24 protein-coding genes are annotated in these 24,858 nt (G+C 65.5%); 7 read left to right on the top strand and 17 right to left on the bottom strand.

The features are described 5' to 3' along the window. The first annotated feature begins 3 nt into the window (after positions 1–3). The 5 genes from FQ705_RS17140 (at position 4) to FQ705_RS17120 (ending at position 6,728) form a co-directional block, all read left to right on the top strand. Positions 4–1,413 carry a 3-oxoacyl-ACP reductase gene (locus FQ705_RS17140; protein WP_144143131.1) on the top strand — a complete coding sequence of 470 codons (1,410 nt, stop codon included), beginning with the start codon at positions 4–6 and terminating at the stop codon, positions 1,411–1,413. 2 nt (positions 1,414–1,415) lie between these two features. Continuing rightward, positions 1,416–2,351, top strand: coding sequence for a MaoC/PaaZ C-terminal domain-containing protein (locus tag FQ705_RS17135; protein ID WP_144143129.1), 936 nt, complete (start codon positions 1,416–1,418; stop codon positions 2,349–2,351). Between the two features lie 76 nt (positions 2,352–2,427). Further along, a complete protein-coding gene (locus FQ705_RS17130) occupies positions 2,428–3,729 on the top strand; it encodes an acetyl-CoA C-acetyltransferase (protein WP_144143127.1) in 1,302 nt (433 codons plus the stop codon). Between the two features lie 135 nt (positions 3,730–3,864). Next, positions 3,865–5,664, top strand: a complete 1,800-nt coding sequence (locus tag FQ705_RS17125; protein ID WP_144143125.1) for an AMP-binding protein — start codon at positions 3,865–3,867, stop codon at positions 5,662–5,664. 203 nt (positions 5,665–5,867) lie between these two features. Next, positions 5,868–6,728 (top strand): DUF1571 domain-containing protein, encoded by an 861-nt coding sequence (locus FQ705_RS17120; protein ID WP_313955677.1) that lies wholly within the window; start codon positions 5,868–5,870, stop codon positions 6,726–6,728. Here FQ705_RS17120 and FQ705_RS17115 read toward each other — a convergent pair. The 5 genes from FQ705_RS17115 to FQ705_RS34545 form a co-directional block, all read right to left on the bottom strand. Then, complete coding sequence (locus FQ705_RS17115; protein ID WP_144143121.1) at positions 6,725–7,150, bottom strand: hypothetical protein; 426 nt, start codon at positions 7,148–7,150, stop codon at positions 6,725–6,727. The two genes, FQ705_RS17120 and FQ705_RS17115, sit on opposite strands and share 4 nt — an antisense overlap. 36 nt (positions 7,151–7,186) lie before the next feature. Beyond that, positions 7,187–8,764, bottom strand: a complete 1,578-nt coding sequence (locus FQ705_RS17110; protein ID WP_144143558.1) for an FAD-binding oxidoreductase — start codon at positions 8,762–8,764, stop codon at positions 7,187–7,189. Positions 8,765–8,874: 110 nt separating this feature from the next. Then, the gene (locus FQ705_RS17105; protein ID WP_144143119.1) at positions 8,875–9,735 is read right to left on the bottom strand and encodes an anti-sigma factor family protein; all 861 of its coding nucleotides are present in this window, start codon (positions 9,733–9,735) and stop codon (positions 8,875–8,877) included. Continuing rightward, positions 9,735–10,271 carry a sigma-70 family RNA polymerase sigma factor gene (locus FQ705_RS17100; RefSeq protein ID WP_144143557.1) on the bottom strand — a complete coding sequence of 179 codons (537 nt, stop codon included), beginning with the start codon at positions 10,269–10,271 and terminating at the stop codon, positions 9,735–9,737. Before FQ705_RS17100 ends, FQ705_RS17105 begins: the two co-directional genes overlap by 1 nt. 14 nt (positions 10,272–10,285) lie before the next feature. Next, positions 10,286–10,420 (bottom strand): hypothetical protein, encoded by a 135-nt coding sequence (locus FQ705_RS34545; RefSeq protein WP_260854550.1) that lies wholly within the window; start codon positions 10,418–10,420, stop codon positions 10,286–10,288. Positions 10,421–10,780: 360 nt separating this feature from the next. Here FQ705_RS34545 and hfq point away from each other — a divergent pair, with 360 nt between their 5' ends. After that, a complete protein-coding gene (gene hfq, locus FQ705_RS17095; protein ID WP_144143118.1) occupies positions 10,781–11,311 on the top strand; it encodes an RNA chaperone Hfq in 531 nt (176 codons plus the stop codon). Positions 11,312–11,346: 35 nt separating this feature from the next. Here hfq and FQ705_RS17090 read toward each other — a convergent pair whose 3' ends face one another. Then, a complete protein-coding gene (locus FQ705_RS17090) occupies positions 11,347–11,598 on the bottom strand; it encodes a hypothetical protein (RefSeq protein ID WP_144143116.1) in 252 nt (83 codons plus the stop codon). Between the two features lie 194 nt (positions 11,599–11,792). Here FQ705_RS17090 and FQ705_RS17085 point away from each other — a divergent pair, with 194 nt between their 5' ends. Then, positions 11,793–11,981 carry a hypothetical protein gene (locus FQ705_RS17085; RefSeq protein ID WP_144143114.1) on the top strand — a complete coding sequence of 63 codons (189 nt, stop codon included), beginning with the start codon at positions 11,793–11,795 and terminating at the stop codon, positions 11,979–11,981. A gap of 308 nt (positions 11,982–12,289) precedes the next feature. Here the strand turns inward: FQ705_RS17085 and FQ705_RS17080 are convergent, their stop codons facing one another. The 11 genes from FQ705_RS17080 to cpaB form a co-directional block, all read right to left on the bottom strand. Continuing rightward, positions 12,290–13,018: a DUF2968 domain-containing protein gene (locus FQ705_RS17080; protein WP_144143111.1), complete on the bottom strand. Its 729-nt coding sequence runs from the start codon at positions 13,016–13,018 to the stop codon at positions 12,290–12,292. Between the two features lie 47 nt (positions 13,019–13,065). Beyond that, complete coding sequence (locus FQ705_RS17075; RefSeq protein ID WP_144143109.1) at positions 13,066–14,457, bottom strand: sigma 54-interacting transcriptional regulator; 1,392 nt, start codon at positions 14,455–14,457, stop codon at positions 13,066–13,068. A gap of 10 nt (positions 14,458–14,467) precedes the next feature. Then, positions 14,468–16,288 (bottom strand): TadG family pilus assembly protein, encoded by a 1,821-nt coding sequence (locus tag FQ705_RS17070; protein ID WP_260854549.1) that lies wholly within the window; start codon positions 16,286–16,288, stop codon positions 14,468–14,470. Positions 16,289–16,307: 19 nt separating this feature from the next. Next, positions 16,308–16,694, bottom strand: a complete 387-nt coding sequence (locus tag FQ705_RS17065; RefSeq protein WP_260854548.1) for a DUF3613 domain-containing protein — start codon at positions 16,692–16,694, stop codon at positions 16,308–16,310. A gap of 62 nt (positions 16,695–16,756) precedes the next feature. Then, on the bottom strand, positions 16,757–17,608 hold the full coding sequence (locus FQ705_RS17060) for a tetratricopeptide repeat protein (protein WP_260854547.1): 852 nt from the start codon (positions 17,606–17,608) through the stop codon (positions 16,757–16,759). 13 nt (positions 17,609–17,621) lie between these two features. Beyond that, positions 17,622–18,632 (bottom strand): type II secretion system F family protein, encoded by a 1,011-nt coding sequence (locus FQ705_RS17055; RefSeq protein ID WP_144143105.1) that lies wholly within the window; start codon positions 18,630–18,632, stop codon positions 17,622–17,624. Positions 18,633–18,634: 2 nt separating this feature from the next. Next, positions 18,635–19,660, bottom strand: coding sequence for a type II secretion system F family protein (locus FQ705_RS17050; RefSeq protein ID WP_144143103.1), 1,026 nt, complete (start codon positions 19,658–19,660; stop codon positions 18,635–18,637). Further along, complete coding sequence (locus FQ705_RS17045) at positions 19,653–21,041, bottom strand: CpaF family protein (protein WP_144143101.1); 1,389 nt, start codon at positions 21,039–21,041, stop codon at positions 19,653–19,655. Before FQ705_RS17045 ends, FQ705_RS17050 begins: the two co-directional genes overlap by 8 nt. A gap of 3 nt (positions 21,042–21,044) precedes the next feature. Then, entirely contained in the window at positions 21,045–22,286 is a 1,242-nt protein-coding gene (locus FQ705_RS17040; RefSeq protein ID WP_144143099.1) for a fimbrial protein, read from the bottom strand. A 180-nt stretch (positions 22,287–22,466) separates the two neighbouring features. Continuing rightward, the gene (locus FQ705_RS17035) at positions 22,467–23,861 is read right to left on the bottom strand and encodes a type II and III secretion system protein family protein (RefSeq protein ID WP_144143097.1); all 1,395 of its coding nucleotides are present in this window, start codon (positions 23,859–23,861) and stop codon (positions 22,467–22,469) included. Between the two features lie 42 nt (positions 23,862–23,903). Beyond that, positions 23,904–24,857, bottom strand: coding sequence for a Flp pilus assembly protein CpaB (gene cpaB, locus FQ705_RS17030; RefSeq protein ID WP_144143095.1), 954 nt, complete (start codon positions 24,855–24,857; stop codon positions 23,904–23,906). Position 24,858: the final 1 nt, after the last annotated feature.

The following is a 24,858-nucleotide window of genomic DNA, read 5'->3' as shown; positions in this document are numbered from 1 at the left end:
AAAATGAACGACTCTTACCTGAACTTCGTCAACTCGCCGTTCGGCGCGCGCCTCGCGCGTTCGCTCGGTTTGCCGAAACCCGAGGTGCTGCGCCGCTATCGCGCGGACCGGCCCGAGTTCGACGGCATGGTGGCGATCGGCGCGGGCCGCGAACCCCATCTGCTGGACACGCTCGCGACGCTGGTGACGAGCATCGGCGTCACCAGCGTCGCGCATGGAAGCGCGGGTTTGTGGGTGCCGCTCGCCAATCGGCATGGCTTGATGACCGGCCGTTTCGAGGCGGCCGAGGCCGGTTCGCCGGGCAAGCTCACCGCCTTGCTGTTCGACGCCAGCGGGATCGAAGACAGCACGCAACTCGAACCGCTGCACGGCTTTTTCCACGACACGCTGCGCTCGCTCGGCAAATGCGGACGCATCATCGTCCTCGGACGACCACCGGAGGCCTGCACGACGCCGCGCGCATGGACCGCGCAGCGCGCGCTCGAAGGTCTCACGCGCTCGCTCGGCAAGGAAGCGCGCCGTGGCGTCACCGCGAATCTCGTCTACGTGGCGCAAGGCGCCGAGGCCAATACGGAAGCGACGCTGCGCTTCTTCCTGTCGCCGCGCTCGGCCTATGTCTCGGGGCAGGTCGTGCGGATCGGCAGCGCCGGCGGCACGCGCCTGCCCGCGTTCGACTGGCAGCAGCCGCTCGCGGGACGGCGCGCGGTGGTGACGGGTGCGGCACGCGGCATCGGCGCTTCGATTGCGAGCGTGCTCGCGGCCGAAGGCGCGCACGTGATCGGCATCGACATCCCGTCGGCGCGTGAGGCGCTCGAATCGACCATGCAGCAGTTGAACGGCACCGCCCTCGCCTTCGACATCGCCGCGCCCGAAGCGCCCGCACACATCGCCGCCGCGCTGGACGAACTCGGTGTCGATATCGTCGTGCACAACGCCGGCATCACGAAAGACAAGACCATCGCGAAGATGACCGATGCCGCGTGGCAGAACGTCATCGACATCAACCTCGGCGCGCAGGAACGCATCGACGACGCCTTGCTCGCCGGCGGCATTCTGCGCGACGGCGGACGCATCGTCGCGGTGTCGTCGATCAGCGGCATTGCGGGCAATCTCGGCCAGACCAATTACGCAACCTCGAAAGCGGGCGTGATCGGCCGCGTGCAAAGCATGGCGCCGCATCTGCACGCACGCGGCATCACGATCAACGCGGTCGCGCCGGGCTTCATCGAAACGCAGATGACCGCGAAGATTCCACTCGCCATCCGCGAGGCCGGCCGCCGCATGAATTCGATGAGCCAGGGCGGCCAGCCGGTCGACGTCGCGCAGACCATCGCCTGGCTCGCGCATCCGGGATCGGCGGGCGTGAGCGGCCAGATCGTGCGCGTGTGCGGACAAAGCCTGATTGGAGCGTGACCATGGCCGAGCCCGGTGATCCGTTCGGCAATGATCGTGCACCCCACGCCATGCGGCTCGACGCGGGGCGACCGAAAACCGTCGTCATCGACACCTTGCCTACGCCGTCCAGGCTCTATGCGTGCGCGTTGTCCGGCATCGTCAAACGTGGGCGCGACACGCAACTGCCGGCACTGCGCCTGGTGCGCCCCGCCGTGCCGCTCGAAGCGGGACCGGCCTGGCGTTATGCGCGCGTGTGCGGCTTTATCCCCGAGCATGGCGTGCCGCTCACCTATCCGCATCTGCTCGCCTTTCCCCTGCATCTGCTGATGCTGACCGACCCGGCGTTTCCGTGGCCCGCGCTCGGCCTCGTGCATCTCGCCAATCACGTGCGCTTGCGCCGTCCACTCGCGTACAAGGATCTGTTGCGCGTGGAGGTGGAGTTCGGCGCGCTGCTGCGTCACGACAAGGGCCAGGCGTTCGTGCTTCATACGCGTATCTATCGGCGCGGCGAAGCGGTATGGGACGGCGACAGCGTCTATCTGAAGCGCGGCGTGCCGGCGTCCGGCAACGCGCTGGAGCCGCTCGACCTGGGGCCGCTCGCGCTGCAACGCACCGCGCGCTGGCAGTTGGCCTCGCAACTCGGCCGCGATTACGCGAACGTTTCCGGCGACTACAACCCGATCCATCTGAGCGCGCTGTCGGCAAAAATATTCGGATTTCCCCGCGCCATCGCGCACGGCATGTGGACGCTGGCGCGCGCCGCCTCCGCGCTGCAACCGCCCAAGCCGCTAGCCGAAGCCACGCTCAGCGCCGAATTCAAACTGCCGATGCTGCTGCCAGGCGAAGTGTCGCTGTGGAGCGCCGCGCCTTCGCTGATCGAACGGGATATCGAGGTGCGCGATATCGCCGGAGAGAAACCGCATTTGCGCGGCCGGATGCAATGGCGGCTGCAATGAGGCGCGCAGCCATCGCACTGCTCGCGGCATGCGCATCATCAGCCGATAACCCAGCAACGACCCAAAGGAGCCGAGCATGACAAACCCGCTGCCAGCCGTGCGCCGCGTCGCCATCGTCGGGGGCAACCGGATTCCGTTTGCGCGCTCGAACACCGCGTACGCGACCGCCTCGAATCAGGACATGCTGACCTTCACGCTGCAAGGCCTGATCGATCGCTACAACCTGCACGGCGAACGTCTGGGCGAAGTCGCGGCGGGCGCCGTCATCAAGCACTCACGCGACTTCAACCTGACGCGCGAATCCGTGCTGTCCACCACGCTCGCGAAGGAAACGCCCGCTTACGACGTGCAGCAGGCATGCGGCACCGGCCTTGAAGCCGCGATCCTCGTCGCCAACAAGATTGCCCTGGGACAGATCGAAGTGGGTATCGCGGGCGGCGTCGACACGACCTCCGACGCGCCGATCGGCGTCAACGAACGCATGCGCAAGATTCTGCTCGAAGCGAATCGCGGCAAGAGCACCGGGCAGCGCGTCGGCGCCTTGACCAAACTGCGCCCCGACATGTTCTTCAAGCCGCTTCTGCCGCGCAACGGCGAACCGCGCACCGGCCTCTCGATGGGCGAGCATTGCGAATTGATGGCCAAGCGCTGGAACATTTCACGCGAAGCGCAAGACGTGCTCGCCTACGACAGCCACCGCAAGCTCAACGAGGCTTACGCGCGCGGCTTCCTCAACGATCTGATGACGCCCTACCGCGGCCTCGCGCGCGACAACAACCTGCGCCCGGATCTCACGCTCGAAAAACTCGCGGGACTGAAGCCGGTATTCGACCGCGACGCCGGCACGCTGACCGCAGGCAATGCCACGCCGCTCACCGACGGCGCCTCGGCCGTGCTGCTCGCCAGCGAAGAATGGGCGGCCCGGCACGGGCTTCCCGTGCTCGCTTACCTGACGTGGTCGGAAACCGCCGCCGTCGACTATGTCGACAAAAAAGAGGGCCTGCTGATGGCGCCCGCCTACGCCGTGCCGCGCATGCTGGCGCGCGCCGGGCTCACGTTGCAGGACTTCGATCTGTACGAAATTCACGAAGCTTTCGCGGCGCAGGTGTTGTGCACGCTCACGGCGTGGCAGGATGATGAATATTGCCGCACGCAACTCGGTTTGCCGGGGCCGCTCGGCGCGCTCGACCGGGCGAAACTGAACGTCAACGGCAGTTCGCTCGCCACCGGCCATCCGTTCGCGGCCACGGGCGGGCGGATCGTCGCCGGTCTCGCCAAGATGCTCGCGCAACTCGACAAACCCGCCGGCACCGCGCGCGGACTGATTTCGATCTGCGCGGCGGGCGGCCAGGGGGTGGTCGCGATTCTGGAGCGCTGAGCCCGGCACGCCGACACCTGTATCAAGACATGGTGTTGCCTCGAACACCGTTGCAAGATCTGCTTTGAATGCTTCGATGACTGGCCGCAAGACCAGCACATAAACACAGGAAGCCACTGCTTCAGGAGACGACCGATGACCCAGCCCACCCAGACCACGCTCGCGCCCGCCGCGCAGCCGCCGTCCTCGCCCGCTTCACCAGCCTCGACCCGGACGCCGAACCACGCCCCCAACACCGACGGCATCTGGTACGCGTCCTATCCGGCGGACGTGCCGCACGAAATCGACGTCCAGCAATACGAGTCGGTGGTGCAGTTCTTCGACCAGTGCATCGCGCAATTCCGCGAGCGCGTGGCCTACGTGAGCGTCGGCGCGAATCTGACGTATGGAGAACTCGGCCGCAAGGCCACCGCGTTCGCTGCGTATCTGCAAGGCATCGGCGTGAAGCCGGGCGAGCGGGTCGCGATCATGCTGCCCAATACCTTCCAGTATCCGGTCGCGCTGTTCGGCGCGCTGAAGGCCGGCGCCGTGGTGGTCAACGTGAATCCGCTCTACACGGTGCGCGAACTCGCGCACCAGTTGAAGGACAGCGGCGCGAGCACCATCATCGTGTTTGAAAACTTCGCCAAAACCGTCGAAGACGCATTGCCCGGCACCAAAGTGCAGAACGTCATCGTGACGGGTCTCGGCGATCTGCTCGCCGACGGTCTGAATCCGAAGGGACGTCTGCTCAATTTCATGTTGCGGCACGTGAAGAAAATGGTGCCCGCCTACAACCTGCCGCAGGCGGTGCCGCTGCTCAAGGCGCTCGCGACCGGTTACACGCGCCCGGTCACACCCGTGCGCCTCGTACACGACGACATCGCGTTCCTGCAATACACCGGCGGCACCACCGGCGTCGCCAAGGGCGCGATGCTCACGCACCGGAACATCATCGCCAATCTGCTGCAGGCGAAGGCGTGGTCCGAGGCGCAACTGAACGGCGATATCGAAACCGTGCTCACGCCGCTGCCGCTCTATCACATCTATTCGCTGACCGTGAACGCGTTGATCTTCATGGGACTCGGCGGGCGCAATATCCTGATCGCCAATCCGCGCGACATGAAGCGCGTGATGATGATCATCCGTCACGAGAAATTCACCGGCATCACCGCCGTCAATACGCTCTACAACGCCTTTCTCGACAACGAAGAATTCCGCCAGCGCGACTTCTCCAACCTCAAGCTCGCGATGGCCGGCGGCATGGCCATGCAGCGGTCGGTAGCCGAGCGCTTCAAGCAGGTGACCGGCAAGCCGATCATCGAAGGCTACGGGCTCACCGAGTGCTCGCCGATCGTGTCGATGAACCCGGTCGATCTGAGCAACATGCGCGACTTCGACGGCTCGATCGGTCTGCCCGCACCCTCCACGCAAGTGCGTTTCAAGAAGGACGACGGCACGTGGGCCGAGATCGGCGAAGCGGGCGAATTGTGCGTACACGGCCCGCAGGTGATGAAAGGCTATTGGAATCGCCCGGATGAAACCGCCAAGGTCATCGACGCGGACGGCTGGCTCGCGACCGGCGACATCGGCGTGATGGATTCGCGCGGCTTCATTCGCCTGATCGACCGCAAGAAGGACATGATTCTGGTGTCGGGCTTCAACGTCTATCCGAACGAAGTCGAGGACGTGATCGCGGCCCACCCCGATGTGCGCGAAGTAGCCGCAATCGGTGTACCCGACGCGGCGCAGGGCGAAAAGGTGAAGGTGTTCATCGTCAGGCGCAATCCGTCGCTGACGGCCGAACAGGTGATTGCCCATTGCCGCAAGAACCTGACGGGCTACAAGGTGCCGAAGCTCGTCGAGTTCCGCGACGAGCTGCCGCAAACCAACGTCGGCAAAATACTGCGCCGTGCGCTGCGTGACGAGGAACTCGCGAAGCAAAAATCTGCCTGACAGGCAAGACGCCCGGCGTCGTCGCCAGGCGTCACCTTACGGAGAGATTCATGAAGCACAGCCTGTCCGCACGCCCGAGCCGCCCGCCGGCCTTCATGCGCCTCACCGTCGCACCGCTGAGCGCGAGGCGTAGCCACGCAGGGTTACGCAGCGTGGCGTCGCGGACGCTGCTGATCGGCGCTTTGGTCGTCAGTACTGTCTGGATGGGCACGCCATCGGCGTTCGCACAGAACGACGACGCGCCGCCTCCGCTCGACACGGCCAGCGCCGTCAAGGCGCCCAGCACGCCGTCTTCACAGGTCGGCAAGCTCACGCTGGATCAGCAGGTCAAATGGCTGCGCGCCGCGCAACAGAGCGGCGCAATGGAAAAGCTCGACGACGCGCAACTGGTCGCTTTGTTCCAGTCGCTCGATCCGCTCGCCTTGCCGCGCTACATCAAGGAAGGACCGAACGGTTATCCGTCGTACGAGTTCACGATGGCGCGCTCGGAGCGCATTCACGGCCAATGGCCCGATAAGCCGGATCACATGCTGGTGCGCCTCGCGCACGACCCGCTACGCATCTACGCGGAATGGTTGCCCGACGGCGCGCATGCGGGCCAGGAAGTCATCTACGACGAGTCCAAACGTACCGATGAAATGTACGGGCATCTGGGCGGGATCTTGAACGTGACGTCCTTGTGGACGTCGCTGACCGGCGCCCTCGCCCGCGCGCAATCGAATCACCAGGTGCGCGATCTCGGCACCGAATACATCGCCAATCAGTACCTCAGCGAGGGCAAAAAATATATCGAGGCCGGCTTGCCGCGCTCGACTCAGGTGGACGTGAAGACGCTCGACGGCGTGCGCGTGGTCGCTTTCACCTTCGAAACGCCGACCGGCCAGCCGCAGTTCTATGCGAAGAAGGAAACCTTGGGTCTGGATCTGCGGCACCCGTATTTCCGCGCCGTCGAGTCCTACGACAACGACGGCAAGATCTTCGAAAAGATCGTCTTCGAAACGATCACGCCGAAGACGTTCGACGACTCGACCTTCGATCCGAAGAACAAGGAATACAAGTTTTAAGTTCGGACGGCGGCGCCAGGCGTAAAAACGAACGTGACATGCGCGGCGCCGGGGCCATGTTCATGACTGTGTTCGATCAACTCGCCGTGACGGGTAGCGAGTCGTTTGAGCACGAAGTAATCGGAGGTGCGGGTCAAACCGATCAGCGACGTCTGGGCGAGCGTCGCCGGCGCATGCTCCAACAGCAGCAGCGGCGCGAGCTTCGTGTACCAGAGCACGCCGATGTCGTCACCCGCTTCAACAGTCGGCCAGCGCCGATGAGCGGCATACTCCGCGAACGCGGCGCCATGCGGCAAGGTGGAATCGACAAGCGCCAGCGTGCCATGGCAAGCCGCGCCATGCGTGAGCCCAGGCCACGTCAACGCGCCGCCTGCTGCACGGGATAGGCAGGCGCCGCTCATCATGAAAGTGCGTCGGTCCATGACTCGATCCTCGCGATATCGCGCTGGCTTCACCGCTCAGGTATAGCCGCGCCGGTCCCGCCACGCTGCCGGCCAGATGCCCTGTTTGCCAGGTGCGAGAATCCCGTTCGGATCGAGCGCGTCCTTGATCGTTTCCGAGAGACGCAGCAACGCGCCCTCGTTGAAACTGTATTGAGCGGCGGCAAAATCCATATACGCCAGATGCGCGCGATATTCGCCGTAACCCGCCGCCCGCGCATCGCTCATCAGCGAACGCAGTAGCGCGCCGGCCCGCTCCACCTGGCTCGCGTCGTCACGATCGAAAATCGCCGCGACAATGTGATGCAGATGACGCACGCCTGCCGTAAAACCGCCGTAATAATCGAAGCCATATTCCGCCGCACGCGTCTTGACCATCGTGTATTGACGCAGCGCATCGCGCCCGGTTGCGGGACATACTGGCGCAAAGTCCACATGCGCACCCGCGCCGCCGCGCCAGTCGAGCATGCGAAACGCGCTCATCCCCGGAATGCCGGCCATATTGCGGTCGCCGCCGCCGCTGGGCTGGGAGTCGCCCGTGTAACGCGCCGCGAAGAGTCTCGCTTGCGGCACGCGCGCGAAGGCGCGCTGCACGATCGCGTAGCGCGCGTCGATCAATTCGGGCGTCCCGTAGAGCGCGAAATGCAGATTCCAGCGGCCCACGTCGAGCTTGTCGAGCATCGCCGCAACGGCACTCTCCGGCATGGCGCCCGCTCCCTCGTACCACTGCGCACGCGACGACAAACCCGCCGCGCGTCGCAAGCCGCCTTCGATCACCGCGTGGTTGCGGATCGTTTCGTCGAGCCGCAAGGGCCGCACAATCTCGACGATCGCTTCGAGATCCGCCTCGTGCTGAAAGCGGATTTCACCGAGCAGATACGCGGGCGGCGCGGGCATCAGCCAGATGCCCAGCTTCGTGACGATGCCGTAATTCGACTGCATGAACATCGCATCGAACGACGGTCCATAACCCGGCTGATAAAGCTGCCAGGCCGTACCGGTGTCGATGCCGCCCATGCCGGTGCGCAACACGTCGCCATTGGCGAGCACCACTTCCATGCCGCACTGCGCAGCCGCGTGATCGCCATACGCGGTGTAGCCGAAACCGCGTTCCAGCGTATTGCCGACCACACTGCCCCAACCCGCCGCGGGCGGATCGATCCATAGCTTGTAGCCCTTCTCGCGCAGATGCGAATACAGATCGAAGTAACTCACACCCGGTTCGACCAGCGCATAAGCGAGCGTCTCGTTCACTTCGATGATGCGGTTCATGCGCTGCAGATCGAGCACCACCGACCCGGCCAGTCGCGGCGCGGCACCGCCATAGGCGAAATTGCGTCCGGTCGACACGGTCCACAAGGGAATGCGTGCCTGATTCGCGATGCGCAGCACGGCGCGAATCTCATCGACGGAAGCGGGCAACAGCACGGCGCTTGCCGCAAAGGCGTCGCGCTCGCCGGGCGCGAACGGATCGAGATACCCGGCGAGCGCCGCCGCCGAGGTCATCACCTGCGCCTCGCCGACGATCGCGCGCCATGCGGCAAGCGCGCGATCGAACTGCGCGGCGGATACATTCGGCGGCAAGCTGCGTATCAAAGCCTCTCCTTGACGGCCGCCCATTGCATAGGTGTCGTGCGTATAGCGCACATGATCCATGTGATGAAAATGATGGAAACGGACCAGGGCGCGCCGCTATTCCAGGCGAGTTATTGCCACGACTCCGGTTTGCCACCAAGCGCACTGCAGACGTCGATCGCGATCGAGCGCAGCTTGCCTTCCGCGATCGGACCGGACAGCGCGTAACCCATGCCGTCGTTGATCCAGTAGAAGGTGCGCCGATTGCCGTCGCGAAAGAGACGGAAGGCGGTTTCGTCGCGTGCGGTGCCCGTGACGTACAAGGTGAGGCGTGCGCCGCGGGTGTTTTCATACATGAATTGCGCAGCCGGTCCCGCTTCGCCCGGCAACAGACGGCCGCCCACCAGCGAGTAGCCGTATTCCTGCAGCGACGGCACCGAAAGCGGCCGGTTCAGCCGCCTGGACAGCCAGTTGATCAGATGCTCTTCGTCGCTTGCCGCTACTTCGACCGGATGACGCTGCTCCGGCGTGTAGACCGCGTAGGCGACATCGGCGCGCTCGGCAAAACTCGGTGGATGCCCGCCCAGACCGTTCCAGGCGCCGCCCGTCAGGCGTGGCGCAAGCGGTCCCAGGGCGAGCGCAAGACCCGCGCCGGCCGCGAGCCAGCAAGCTGCGAGAGCGGTGCGCTGCCACCATGGCGTCGACCGGCGCACGACGATGAACGCCGGTTCGCCGAGGCTGCCGACTGTCTCGCGCATGTCATCGATGTCGTGCGGTGGGATCTCCTCGCTCGACGTTGCGCCGCACAGCGCGCGCAATGCGGCCTTCTGCGCGCGCCACGCGGCGACCCGCGCGGCGGCTTCGGGATGGCGCGCCAGTTGCGCTTCGAGCGCGGCGCGCCCGGCATCCGGCAACTCGCCGTCGACGAACGCCGACAGCGTGCGCAGATCGAGCCCGTCGGGCAAGCCGGAATCGTGGTCGTCGTTGTTCATCACGGATTTCTCACCACTTTCAGCGGCGCAGTTTTGCGCGCCGGCTCCTGTCCCGGAACCGGCCCCTGCGTCAACAACACGCGCAGTTGCTCACGCGCACGCGAGAGCCGCGACATCACCGTGCCGATCGGCACGCCGAGCGCGCGCGACGCTTCCTGATACGACAACTCCTCCACGCAGACCAGCAACAGCACTTCGCGCTGCTCGAGCGGCAAACGGTACAGCGCACGCTGCAGATCGCGCAGCACCAGACCGTCGACCTCGCCTTGCGGCGCTTCGAGATTACGCCAGGGCGCGCTGCTTTCGTCGACGGCAATCTCGCGGCGTCCGCGCAACTGATCGATGTAGATGTTGCGCAGGATCGTCAGCAGCCACGCGCGCAGATTGCTGTTCGGCCGGAACGCCGCCCAGCGCGCGAGCGCGCGCTCCGCCGTATCCTGCACGAGATCGTCGGCCCAGGCGCGGTCGCCCGTCAGTGCGCGCGCATAGCGGCGCAACTGCGGGAGCCACGCAATCACTTCGGTTTCAAAACTCACCCGGCGTGCGAGGCTCAATAGCCGCCGGTGCTGCCGCTACTGCTGCTGCCGGAGGCCGCGCCGTCGGTGGTGCAGCCACTGGTCGCAAGTGAGCCGAGCGCGAGCGCCAGCAGGACGAAGACGGCGGAAAGAAAGCGCGATGTTTTCATGGTAAGTCTCCTGATGAGCACCCGTTCGGCGCATGCCGGCCGGCATGCAACCTGCAAGCGGTCGGCCACGCGGATGATGCGGTGCTCCATGCCTGACTTAACGCGCGGCAGCGCCGTTTTATTCCGTCGAAGCGACGCCGGACGCTATCTTTTTCCGCCATTCGCGCCCGATGGGCTTGGGTGTGGCGGAAGAATGCGTGATTCGTCCGCAGATTCGTAACTCAACGTTACAGCCAATAGTTATCAGATGCTTATGCGTCCACAAGCCGTTATAGTGGACCCAGTTCGCCCGTCGACGCGTTCCGCCCCCACACAGGGTAGAATCGCGGCGAACAACCGTCTTACTAACCTGAATTGTCCATGGCATCCGCAGAATCGCATCCGCAAAACGACTTCATGAACGCTGCGCGCAAAGAACGAAAGCGCGTTGAGATCTATCTCGTCAACGGCATTCGCCTGACTGGGTGCATCGAGTCGTTCGATCAGTATCTGGTGATGCTGCGCACGCCGGTCGGCCTGCAAGGCATCTACAAGCGCGCGATCTCCACGATCCAGCTCGACACCGGCACGCGTCCGGCGCCGCGCGCCGGGCGCCCGTCGCATGGCGAGCACACCACGCGCGGTCCGCATGGCTCGCGTGAACCGCGCGAGCATCGCGAACCGCGTGAGCCGCGCGAATCGTATGGCCCGTCCTCAGACCGCCCGGCATCCGATCGTACCGGCAGTCCGTCCGACGGCCCGGTGGTGGTCACGCGTCGCCGGCGTCTGTTCGGCACGGGTGGCGGCGACGGCGGCAACCACGGTGGCGGCAGCCATGGCGGTGGTCATCATGGCGGCAATGGCGGCAACAGCGGTGGCAATGGTGGCAACGGCGGCGGCAGCAGCGAGTAACCGCTCACCGTCGTCATATCCGGCGTCGCGCCCGGCTACTTCGCAGGACAGCCGAGCCGCGCCAGGATCTTCTCCAGACGTATTCCCTGCAGTTCCGTCAGTTCGAATCCACATTTGACCGCCAGCACGCGACGCCGCCAGTACCCGGCGTCCAGCATGCGCAGTGCCGGTTGCTTCGTTGCCCACTCCAGGTGTTCCAACTCCGCTTCCACTACGTGCGAGGCGTGAAAGCGCTGCGCGGCCGGTGCGGCACATACGGTGGCGGGTGTGCTGATCTTCAGGTCCATGTCGTAGGCTGCCTTGGTTTCGTGAGTGCGGTCTGCTTCTGGCGACACATCGAAAACGAGTTGATGCGCAATGGTTTGAAGGCGATATGAAGAGAACGCTTACGACGCGAGATTCGCCGCTCGCGCAGCGAGACGTCGCCACTGCGAGCTTTGCGCTATGCTGAATGACCGACTCTCATCTCATGGAGCATGTCATGACCAGCAAGAAGCCGCACGCCTCTCATTCCACGACCACGCAGCAGCCTCTCGAGTCGACGGATAGCCGCCTCGACGAGGCGCTCGAAGAAAGCTTCCCGGCCAGCGACCCGATTGCCATCGACGTGCCGGAGTCGCGTCAGCCCGCGGCGAAAGAAACCCATTCGGAAGGAAAGAAGCATCACTAGCGTCGAGTGCGCCTCGCGACACTGACGGCGAGTTTGCCTGCATCGAAGGCGCGGCGAAACCGAACAGGTTTGCCGCCGCTTTCGCAACGCGAGTGCGCATTAAAGCAAGATGGAAGATCGCTTGGAGTGCGGCGCAGAGACAGCCACGTTGTCACACGGCCGACACGGCCGACACGGAGAGTATGCGGAACAGAGTACGCGATAGGCAGTAGAAAACTGCGCGCGGTTTTTTTCGTGGCAAGGCGGGCGGCGACACGCTTCACACGTGCCGCACCACCCCACCACGTTCATGCTTTAAATCATCGCCCTCAATGCGAGGGCAAGCCGCTTTCCAACTGACGCTGCAACTCGCGCACCTGGCGCTGAGCCGAGCGCAACTGATCCTGCGCGGCCGCCTTTTGCTGAGCCAGCGACGTCGCTTCGGCACGCGTTTGCTGTTGCTGCGTGGCGACGATGGTCTGCTGCTGACGCGCCACGTCGAGGTCCGCCTGCAGGCGATTCGCGCGATCTTGCGACAACGCGATCATGCGCTCCGTGAAGGCCTTCTGCGCTTCGAGTTGCGTGCGACGGATTTCCACATCCGACAGTTGCATCGTCTGACGCACGAAGTCCTTGTAGATCATGTCGGCGCGCGTCGCATCCTGAGTCTTGATGACGCGCCAGAAATTCTTCTGCTGGAACAGCGCCACGTAGTACGTCATTTCCTTGCCGTAGAACAGCAAGCTGGCGCCATAGCTGCCGTTATACGTGGTGCGCAATTCGCTGAGATCCGAGCCGTGGATCATCTGCTGCAATTCCGCCACGTTGCCGGCGGCGGATTGCTTCGCCTCATCGGGCGTGAGCGCAGAGGTTTGTGCCTGTCCTGCCTGCGACGTGGCCGGCAATGCCGTCGTCGTGCCCGGCTGGGAAACAACGCCACCCCCGACGTTTGCGCTCGCGGAACTGTCCGGCAAAGCCTGGGCATATGCGGCCTGCCCGGCGCCCAACGTGATGAGTGCCGCCAGGGCAATCTGTCGTAGTTTCGACTTTCGGTCCATGTAATTCCTGCTTGAACAGTTTTTGTTTTAGTACAACCGTCTCATTATTACTCACTTTCGCGTGTTTCGGGCTCCTCGTCGAAAATTTGATACTTGCGCATCTTCTCCCACAACACCTTGCGGCTGATGCCCAGATAGAGTGCCGTATCCTGCCGACGCCAACCGTTTGCGTCGAGCGCGGCGAGCACGCGATTGCGCTCCGCCATATCCCATTTGCTGCGATCCACCAGCACTTCCGCGGCGCTCTCGACCGGCACCGGTTGCGTGGAGCGCGCGAGCGCGAGCAGCCGCTGTAGACGCGCCGCATCCCACGCGCCGATCTGACGCACGGTCACGCCGATGCGCTCGGCGAGGTTGCGCAGTTCGCGCACGTTGCCGGGGAAATAAGTATCGGCGACGGCGTCGGCCAACCAGTACGGCAGGTCGGCGAGACTCGACAGACGTTCGGTGCCGACCACCTCGGCAATGAACGCCTTGAAGATTGCGATCTTGTCGACCGCGCCACGTTCTTCGAGTGACGGAATCTTCAACTCGATCACGGCGAGCCGGTAGTAAAGGTCGGCGCGGAACGTGCCCTCCTTGACCAGTTGCGGCAGAAGCTTGTTGGTCGCCGCCACCAGCCGGAAGTCGAGCTTCACCGGCGTGGCCGAACCGATCCGCGTGACGGCGCTGTCTTCGAGCACGCGCAGCAGCTTCACCTGCTGGTAGAGCGGCAGGTCGCCGATTTCATCGAGGAACAGCGTGCCGCCGTCGGCCTGTTCGAAGTAGCCTTTATGCGCGACCACCGCGCCCGTGAACGAGCCTTTCGAGTGGCCGAAGAAAAGCGATTCGAACAGGCCATCGGGAATCGCGCCGCAGTTCACTGCGACGAACGGGCCTTGTCCATAGCGGCTATGTTTTTCGTGCAGCAGTTGCGCGATGCGCTCCTTGCCGACGCCGGTCTCGCCGTGCACCAGCACGCTCGTGTCGCAATCGGCGAAGGTGTCGACCTCGTGCAGCAGCGCCTGCATGCACTCCGAGTTGGCGATCATCGCGTCGGACTGGTGGGTCTTGGCGCTGTGCGCGCGAATCTGCGCCACCAGTTTCATCACCATGCCGCGCAATTCGGCGCAGGTGAAATCGAGCGGCAGAATGTGCGAATACTCGGACGGGTAGCTCGCCGGGTCGTGGTCGCGCGGCGCCGCGCCGACCCACACCACGGGGATGCCGTGGGCCGCCTGCCAGTCGCGCAGGATCAGCGCGCCGCTGTCGATCACCGAGACGCTGATGATCGCCAGCGAGGGCCGCAGCGCAGTCCGTTCGGGCGAGATCGCGATATCGTCGGCACGGATCACTTCGACTTCGAAGCTCGCCATGCAGCGCGCGACCCGGTCGACGATGTCGGCCTTGCCCTCCCAGACGTAGATATCGAGTTCCTCGATTTTGGTGGTGGTTCTCATCTTGGATAGGCTAGTTGACCAGTTGCGAGACGCCGCACGTCAGCGACATGTTGTGAACGGTAGCGGTGCCGATCTGAACGCCCAGTAGCGACAGTGTCGGCACGAAGACCGAGTCGAGCAGACCGAAAACGGGGTTGAGGATCGGCATCAGAAGGCTCGTCACGCCGGTAAGAATCGGTGCCAGGACGGTGGAAAGATTGATACCCAAGGGTATGACCTGCAACAGTTTGGGCAATACGCCCAACAATTGCGAGGTGAGGACCGAGCCATCGCTGCCAATCGCGTTGGAATTGGCGCTTTTGCTCGCATCGAAACTCCCGGAGGAACCGTCGAAAACAAGCGGAGTTGTCGTTCCCGGCGCAAGTTTCAAGAATCCCGTCGGATTGAGCGCCACGGTTCCCACCGGCACGGTGACACCGAGGACGACCGCCGACAACGACACCAGATTGACAGGCTTGGTGCAGCTCGCATCGCCTGCGACACAGGCCGAGGCGATCCCCGGCGTTACCTGGATCGTGGCATTCGTGGCCGCCTTCGTGGTCTCGCAGTCGACCGAACTTAATCCCGCTGTACCCGGTGCGGCCTGGATCGTCACCACCAGCGGCGTGCTCAATGCCGAGAGCGTCACCGCGAGCAACGGCGCACCCCCGACCGTCGCGGTCGGCAAGCTGATCGGTAGCAGGTTGATACTCGCGTAGATCACCGCCGTACGCGCCGTCGCGCTATACGTGGTCTTCCCGTTGACAGTCGTCGATGCGCCGTCACCCGCGGCCAGCGCGGGCGGATTGATAATTTGCAGCGAAATGCCAGCCACCCCTGCGAGATTGGCCACCACGTTGATCGCCGGCGCATTGCCCGCCGTCCCATCCGGACTGGCCTGCGCAATCTGCGCCGCCACCATCAACGCATCGAACGCATTGATCGTTGCGGTCGCTGCGGAATTCGCATTGGCCAGTCCCAGTGCCAGCAACCCCGGCACCGGATTGCCATTGCTATACGTGCTGAGTCCGTCGCCGACGGTAATGTTCTGTCCACCGGGCACCGCCACAGCCAACGTTCTCAGAATGCCCGCGTTCACCGTATCGCCGCCCGCCGTCAGCGCGTTGGCCATCGCGACCATCATCTTCTGGTAGCTCACGCTGGTGGTGAGCAGTTGTTGCATCGTCGACGCCCCCAACGCCACCATCAGATCCTGCAGTTTGATGTGCGCCGTCGCGAGACTTTGCGTGTCGCCGATGCTCAATGCCACCGTACTGCCCAGCAAGCCGCCGAGAATCGCGTTCAGCAGCGTCGATTGCTGGGTGTTGATCGTCGCGATGCCGGTGCCGAGCGAAAACGCGTCGATGTTCGCGGCGTACGCGGTGCTGGTCGCCGTGACACTGTGCGAGGTCGTCGCCGCCAGGAAGTAATAAGGCACCGCTTGAGTCGCCTGCACCTGCACCGCGTTCTGCGGGTTGCCGCTCGTGCCGAAGTAAGTGCTGCTGGTGGTATCCCACCGTCCGCAGGTCGAAGTCAGAAACGTCGTGTTGTTGTCCGCGGTAAAGCCGTTGGCTGTCGCGTTCGCCGTCGCCGCCGACTTCGCGCTCGTGCAGCCGCCTTGCGAGCCGATCACCTGCACCCCCGCCATCGCCGCCAGGTCCGCCGTGCGCTGCAACTGCCGGCGCACGAAATACACATTGCCGATGTCGATCGCGCCGAGCGCGGCGAGCGCAATGGCGAGCCACAGCGCCGCGAGGATCGAAAACACCCCATGCTGACGACGCGCACCGGCCAGCGGCACACCGGCCCGCCACGCCGCGAACGGGCGTGCACAGCGAGCAGCAGGCGCCACGGACCCAGATCGGCGCATCTCAGTTCGCCCCGCTGCCGCCGGAGCCCAGCGCGCCGCCACTACCGCCGCCTGCATCGCCTGAGCCGCCGGCCTTGAGCGCGGACCCATAGAGATCGGGGATCTTGCTCTTGAACGATTCCATGTAACGCCGGTAGGCCAGACCCGCTTCGGCGCCGAGCATCGGCAAGGCGGGCGCCGCCTGCGTGTTGCTGCGTTGCAGGTCGAGCCAGGCAAGCGTCGAATGGCCGATTTCGGTGTTCGCGACCGGCGCCTGCATCGCTGCCGCGGGAGCGCCGTCGTTCGTCTGCGCGACTGCGACTGCCGACGCGAGCATCGATATGGCCACCGCCGCCGCGACGCACAGCGCCGGCGCGGCCCCACCCCGCTTCATTTTTCCCTGCTTCATTTTTTTCGCTCCCTGATGCGCGCCTACTGCCCGTTCGTTCTGTTCGTTTCGCCCGTACCCGCTTACTGTGCGAACCGCTGCAACACACGCGGCGCCGGCTCGATCCCCTGCACGCTCGCGACCGTTCCCGCAGCCGCCGCGCCTGGCCCAGGTCGAGGTTGTGCCTGCCCTTGCGAACCGCGCGTCTGCGCATGCGCCGCCGCCGCGACTTTCGCCGCCTCGCCGCGAATCGCCGTACGCACCTCCGGCGCCAGCTTCTGCTGGTTCATCACCGCCAGCGCCTGCGCCTGATCGCCGCTCGCGAGCAGATACAACACCACGTTGCTGACGATCTTCGGATTGTTCTGGTCGAGTTCGGCCGCCTTCATCAGCGGCACGCGCGCGCCGTTCACGTCGCCATCGCGCAGCCGCGCATAGCCGAGATCGGACAGCGCCACCGGATCGGTGGGCGCGAGTTGCACCGCCTGCTCCAACTCCTGCGCGGCGTGCGCGAAATCGCCCGATGCACCGGCGATCAACCCGAGACCGCGGTAGCCGCGCGCGGCGAGCGGCGTCTTCAGCAACAGGCTGTAAGCGTCGGCCGCAGCAGCCGGCTGATCGGTCATGCGCAGCGCGTCGGCGCGCAGCAGATGCGTATCCGGATTCGCGCCGTACTGCTTTTCGTAGGCGTCGATATGCGCGAGCGACGCAAAGTAAAGCCCCTGCGATTGCATCTGGTCGATCAGTCCGAGATACATGCCGGGCGTATCCGGCGCGGGGTCGCGATTGGCCTGCTGCGCCATCACGGCACGCTCGGCTTGCGGACCGACGCCGTAGCCCGTGACATCCTTCGACGCGCACGCGCCGAGCAGGCAGCACACGACCAGCGTCGACGCGCAGCGCGGTATGAATTCGAATGGGAGACGGTATGCCATGGCCAGATCCTTCCTAGTGCAGCGTGTGCAGCGAACGCGTGACGGCCAGCACGCCCGGACCCGCTGTCACGATCATCAAGGCGGGCAGCAGCGTGACGATCATCACGCCGGTCATCTTCACCGCGAGGCGGCCGATTCTTTCGCGCAGCATCGCGCGGCGCGTTTCGCGCAGCCGGTCGCCGAACTGCTTGAGCGGCTCCTGCACCGCGCCGCCGTGGCGGTCCACCTGCACCAGCAGGCGCACGACCGCGCGCAGGTCTTCGTTGTCGTAGCTCGAGGCCAGCCGGTTCAGCGACTGCTCGCGCGTTCGCCCCGCGGCGAACTGGCGCTGCGCGATTTCCAGCTCGCTCGAGAGCACCGGCAAGACGCTGCGGAAATCGTTGACCATCACCTGCAACGCCTGATCGAGCGACAAACCCACGCCCTGCAACAGCCGCAGCAGATCGACCAGTAGCGGCAACTCGTCCACCACGTGACGCCGGCGTTTGCCCGCGCGGCGCTTGAGCAGGATCTTCGGCAACATGAAGCCGGCCACGGTCGCCATGACGACGAGCGTCATGTAGCGCGGCCCCTCCAGATGACCGCGCGCCAGGGTCGCGGCAATCACCGGCAGGACCAGCGCGCCGACGATCCGCGACACCAGGAACAGGCCGCGCGTGCGCGTATCCACGAACCCGCATTGTTCGAGCAGACGGCGGTCTTCTTCGGCGACCACGAGACGTCCGAACGGCGTATCGAGCCAGCGGATGCCCGCATGTGCAAAACGCTCGAGCAGGCTTTTGAAACCCTGCGGCGCTTCCTTGCGCACCGCCGTCCTGGCGCCGTTTGCCGCGCCTTCCACGTTGCGCGCCGCCGTGGCTGCCGCGAGCGCGGCGCTTTGCAGCGCGCGTTCGTCGAGCGCGTGGCCGAGCGTGCGTTCGGTGCGCCGCTGTGCCGCCACGCGCGCGAGCACGAGGCCGGCGAGCAGCAGCAGGCCGAGCGAGCCGAGCGCCAGCGCAATCGCCGCCATTTGATGACTTTGCATCGTCATCTCCTCAGGTTCGCGAGGCGGTACAACAGCCACGCGCCGATGATCTGCAGCGCAAAGGCCAGGTAGACCATTTGTCGCCCGGTCGGGTCGAACCACATCGAAGCGAAATAGCGCGGATTGGACAGGATCAGAAATCCGCCGATGCCGACCGGCAGCGCCGCCAGCACCCACGACGACAAGCGCGTCTCCGCCGACATCGCAATCAGTTCGCGCTCGGCCTGTTCGAGATCGCGCATGAACGAGGACATGCGGTCGAGCATCACGTCGGCGCGGCCGCCGTATTTGACCGACAGTCGCAGCACGGCGCCGACCAGTTCCAGTTCGCGCACGCCGTACATCACCGCGACGTGATTCAGCGCGCGGTCGATTTCGACGCCGGTACGCAGCATGCGCGAAACGTGATCGAGACATTCGCGCAGCGGCGCCTCGGCGGTTTGCAGCGCGGCCTGGAACGCGGCGGGCACGCTGTTGCCGAGCGTGATGAGCCGCACGATGCCATCGAGAAACAGCGGCAACTGCCGCACGATCTGCTGACGGCGTTTGTTCGCGCGCAGGCTCAGCAGGAAATACAGAAACATGACGCAGCTTACGCACGACGCCGCGGCGGCAAGCCAACCGCCCACGGCCGCGGCCCACAGGCAGATGCCCAGAATGACGACCCCGGCGATCATGACCGGTCCACGCGTGTTGCCCACGCCCGCGCGCGCCACTACGTGCTGCATCATGAAGCGCGCCCGCGCCTGCTGATAACGCCAATGCTCGAGCAGACTTGCGTGCCGGGGCGGCGCCTGCGGCGCGATCGCCGCCGGCGCCGTCGAGGCCGCCGCGCGCCCGGCCGCCACGCGCGGACCACCCGCCGCTGCACCCGCCGACGCGCCTTGCAGCGCCGGCGCCATCCGGCTGTCGATGAAACGTTCGGCGCTCACCTGGCCTTTGCGTTGCGCGCCGCGTTGCCAGACCAGCAACGCCAGCGCCGCGCACAGCAGCGCGAGCGCCACAGAGACCAGCACGGCGCTAGACATTGAAGCCTCCGCCGAAGCCGCCGCCACCTGCACCGCCGAATCCACCACCGCTGCCAAAGCCCGCATTGCCGAACCCATGCAACGCTTCGTTGCCGCCGAGCGCCTGACGGAAGCGCGCCAGCTTCGGCGAGTGCGGATGAATGCCGAGCGAAACCCAGTTGTCGAGTTCCTCGCCTTCGGCATTCAGCACCGGCTCGTAGCGATACAGTTCCTGAGTCGCGATGATGTTGTCCGACAGCCCCGTGACTTCCGTGATCGACAGAATCCGCCGACGTCCGTTCGAGAGCCGGCCGATCTGCACGATGAAGTCGATCGCATTGGCGATCTGGCGGCGCAGGCTCGACTCGGTGCCCTGGAAGCCGGCGAAACCCGCCAGCATTTCGAGCCGGTACAGACATTCGCGCGGCGAGCTGGCGTGCACGGTGCCCATCGAGCCGTCGTGGCCGGTGTTCATCGCCTGCAGCATTTCGAGCACTTCACCGCCGCGCACTTCGCCGACGATGATGCGATCCGGCCGCATCCGCAGCGTGTTGCGCAACAGGTCGCGAATCGACACCACACCCGCGCCGTCGAAGCCGCCCGGCCGGCTTTCGAGCCGCACCACGTGCGGGTGATTCAGCGACAGCTCGGCGGTGTCCTCGATCGTCACGACCCGCTCCGCCTCGGGAATGTGAAAGGCCAGCGCGTTGAGCAACGAGGTCTTGCCCGAACTCGTGCCGCCCGAGACCAGCACGTTGCAACGCGCGGCCACCGCGGCTTCCAGCAATGCGCCGATCTCCGGGTTGTAGGTACCGTTGGCGATCAGGTCGTCGGGCCGCATCGGGTCTTTGCGGAACTTGCGAATCGAGACGATCGGCCCGTCGATCGAGAGCGGCTCGATCACCACGTTCACGCGACCGCCGTTCGGCAGGCGCGCGTCGACCATCGGATTCGATTCGTCCAGACGCCGGCCGATCGGCGCAAGAATGCGCCGCACGATGCGCAACAGATGCGCGTTGTCGGCAAAGCGCACCTGAATGCGCGTCAGGATGCCGTGGCGCGACACGTACACGTCGTTGTAGCCGTTGATCAGAATATCTTCGACGGCCGGATCGGCGAGCAGGTCCTCGATCGGGCCGAAGCCGGCGAGTTCCTTGGTGAGCGCCTCGGCGATCAGACGCACCTCGCTCTCGTTGATCGGGATGCGGCGCAGCCTGACGAAGCTGTCCATCTCCAGATCGACGAACTGGTTGATCGCGTTACGCGACCAGCGGCCGAACTCGGAGCCGAGTTCCTCGATACGCGTGAGCAGATGTTCGTGCGCCGCGTTCTTGATGTCCTGGAACTGCTGGCTATGCGCGAACGAAGGCGCGTCGTCGGCAAATTCGATTTCTTTTGCCATCGTCTATGACCGCTTATGAGGAGTGGGAATGAGACGCTTGAGCGCGCCGAAGGCCGACTTGCCGCCGGCCTGCGCGGCCGCCCGCTGCGCGCCGCCAAGGCGCTCGATCAAGGGCTCCAGCGCGCGCACGTACGGATCGCGCGCGGCGGCGTCGGCCAGCAGATGGCCCTGATTGACCGCCTGGCCGAGCGCGACGCGCCGCTCCGGCAAGGTGGCCAGCAGCGGCAGATCGAGACGCTGCGCGATCTGCGCGGCGGCGAGGCCGAGGTCGGCGTCGAACTTGTTGACGATCAAGCGCACGTTAGCGGTATCCACGCCCTCTTCGCGCAGCGCGTCGAGCACGCCCACGGCCGAGACGATCGAGGCGACGCCCTGATCGCACAGCAACCAGGTTTCGTCGGAAGCCTGCACGACGTGGGAGATGAACTCGCTGTTGGTGAAGCCGCCGAGGTCGATGATCTGCTGGTCGAAAAACGCGCGCAGCCGGTTCAGCAAACCGATCGACGACGAGTACGAGACCTCGCGCATGTCGGCCAGATTCGGCGGCAGCGTGGTGAGCGCGAGACCGCTCGCGTGATGCGACAGCGCGGTGTGCACGAAGGTCTGATCGAAGCGGCGCAGATTGCGCACCGCCTCGACGAAATTGAATTCGCTGCGGGTGTTCAGCAACAGCGAGCCGTCGGCGGCGGGCAGGCCGAGATCGAGCAACGCGGCTTGCCGCCCTTGCGCGACGTCGCGCCGTTGCAGCATCACCGAAAGATTCGCTGCGAGCGTGCTCACCCCCATGCCGACGCGCGCGCCCAGCAAGGTAGTCACGTGACCGTGACGGCTGACCGGCTCGACCAGGTTGTCGAGCACCTGGCGCGTGATCCGCAAGGCGTCCTCGGCGGCCGCCGACAGATCGATGAAATCGCGCACGCCGGCGCGCAAGGCCGCCAACGCGCTTTCGGGCTCGGCCAGCGAGCCGAGCGCAACGATCTGCATGCCGGGATAGGCCGCGCGCACCGCGCTCGCCGCCGCACTCGCCGCCGCGGCCCGGCCGGCGGAAAAGTCGACGAACACCAGCGAGGGATTGAGCGTCGCAATGCGCTGCATCAGCTGCGACGGATCGAGCGTCGCCGCTTCGACCACGCCCGCCCCCGCCAGCGTATCGGCGAGCCAATGCACGTGCTCGTCGGTCAACGACGCAAACACGAAATAATCGGTGACCGCCCGTTCAGTCAATGAATGCGTTCTCGCGTTCATAGTGGACATCCTTATGCGGCATCGGCTGCAAAGCCCCCGCGTCGACCTGCTTGTCAGCAGGCGCACGGGGTTCGCGCACGCGCTGATTCAACTCGCTGCTCACTGCGCCGCCCATGCTGCTGTTCGACCTGCTGTTCGACCTGCTACTCAACCGGCACGCCCTGCAGGCGCATGCCGTCCTCACTTCGAAAACCCCGGCGTCGCATCGTGCACCGCCGCCATGCCGCCGATCAGCGAACGCCACACCGGCGCGTTACGCTGCTCGGCCAGTTCGCCCGGCGTCGTCGGCAAGGTCGCGCCCTTTGCGAGCGGCGAGACCAGATGCGGCGTCACGATGATCACCAGCTCCTTCTCGTTCTGCTGATAGCTCAACTGCTTGAAGAACGTGCCGATGATCGGCAGGTCGCCGAGCAAGGGCACCTTCGACACATTCGACGCCGTCTCGCGATCGATCAGCCCGCCGATCACGAAGCTCTCGCCGTCGCCGAGTTCGACCGTGGTATCGGCGCGCCGCGTGGTGAACGCCGGCACCGACACGCCGCTGATCGTGACCGCGTTGGCGAAGTCCAGCTGGCTCGCCTCGGGTGCCACCTTCAAGGCGATGCGTTGCGGGCTCAGCACGGTCGGCGTGAGCGTGAGCCCCACGCCGTATGGCTTGAACTCGATCGAGGTCGCGCCGAGCGCCTGCGGCACCGGAATCGGCACCTCGCCACCGGCGAGGAAACTCGCGCTCTGCCCCGACAGCGCCACCAGCGTCGGCTCGGCCAGCACGCGCGCAAGGTTGTTGCTCTCGAGCAGGCTCAGGTTCGCGAACAGGCCATGCGTCGCCGAGTTGAAAATCAGGTTGAAGGCCGACGAGATCGGCGTCACGCTCGTCAGGCTCGGCGCCTGCCCGGCGGCGGCCGACACCGAACTCAGCGCCGACGGCGCGAACGAGCCGAAGGTAAAACCGTTGTTCTGCTTGAAGAAGTTGAAGCCCACCTCCTTGAGCACCGAGCGGCTGAACTCGACCACCCGCACGTCGACCTGCACCACGGCGCGGCTCGCCACCGTCGAGGTGTCGAACACCGCGCCGTCCTTGCCGAGCGAGCCCTCCGCCGCGACCACGGCGCGCTGATGCGCCTCCATGGTCGCCGAGGTGCCGGACACGACGGCCGTGCCGCCCAGCACCTTGAGCGCCGGTGTATCGGGGCCGAGCAACGACGCTGCGGCCGGCGTGATCACGTTGACCGTATAGCTGAGCGGCGCGGCGCGATCGCGCTCCCATACCATCAGGTTGGTCGTGCCGGCCGCCTTGCCGACCAGCAACACGCCGCCACGCTTGTCGCCCTTGATGATCAGCACGTCGGCAACGCTCGGGTCGCCGATTGCCACCCGCTGCAGCGCATGGCCGCTCGCGAGCGATTGCTGCGCGCCCACCGTCAACTCGATCGTCTGCGCGGGCATCACCGGCGCCGGTTCCTGCGCAGCGGGTCCGCGCTGCACGGGACCGGCCGCGTCGGTCGCCGCCGATGCACCCAGCAGCGCGATGCCCAGCCACATCGTCATTCCTGAAACAGCAAACCGTTTTGTCATGTAGTTATGGACGAGTTGCGCCGCCCGCTCCCAGAAACCTCTTTACCAGGCGACCGTCTCGGTGCGCCCACCCCGTATCACTTCGATACCGCTGCTTTTTGTACTGGTCGTGTTACCGGCGACGCGCGTCGGCGGCAGTGGCAAATGCGGCGGCAAAGGCGGCAGGCGCGTCATCGGGCCCGCCGAGCCGTTGGCGCCCGACAAGGCGTCGAGCGCCACGCCGGCTGCGGCACGGGTCGAGTCCTGCAATGGCTGGGTCGCGCCCGCATGAGCCGCTGTCTTCAGGACAGCGGGATAAGCCGGCAACGCGTTTTCGTCGACTACTTCGGTATCCTTCGGGTTGCGCAAGGCGAAGATCAGGCGGCCCGCGGTCTCGGCGAGCGTCAGGCGGTCCACGTCCGCAACCGGTACGGCCAGCACCGCCGTGCGCACGAGCCCGTTCGGGTCGCCTGCGGTGTCGCCCGCGGCGGTGGCGTTGCCGAACGCCAGCACGCGCACCTTCGACATCAGCAAACGCGCCTGGGTACGGTCGACTTCGGCACCGGCACCCACTGCGCCGTCGCGCTTGAGCGTGAAGAACACGTCGACGAAATTGCCCGGACGCAGCCGGTTGGCCACGGCGTTGCCCTCGTCGACACGCACGGCCAACGCCCGCTCGCCCGGCTCGATGCGCTCGGCGAGACCCGACGACAATTGCGCTTCCAGCACCGGCGAGTCCGCGCCGATCTCGGCGTTCGGCACACGCCCGACCAGTTGCGTCGGATCGGTGAAGGCGCCGTTCGGATTGATCGGCAGCGACTGCACGCGCAAGGCGTCGACGCTTATTGCCTTGCCGGCCGGCAGCGGCCGTGTGGCAACCACGACCGGGAAACTCGCCGGCGTGGCCACGACCGGCGCAACCGGCACCGGCCGGCGCGACAATGTCCATGCGAACAGGCCGAGCAGCACGGCGAGCGCGATCAGGACACCGGCGAGAATTTTGGTCAGATTCGGCATG

This window comes from Paraburkholderia sp. BCC1884, assembly GCF_900996225.1.
Lineage (GTDB): Bacteria > Pseudomonadota > Gammaproteobacteria > Burkholderiales > Burkholderiaceae > Paraburkholderia.
Note: the sequence above shows the minus strand (reverse complement) of the source record. Positions and strands in the feature narration are given on the sequence as shown.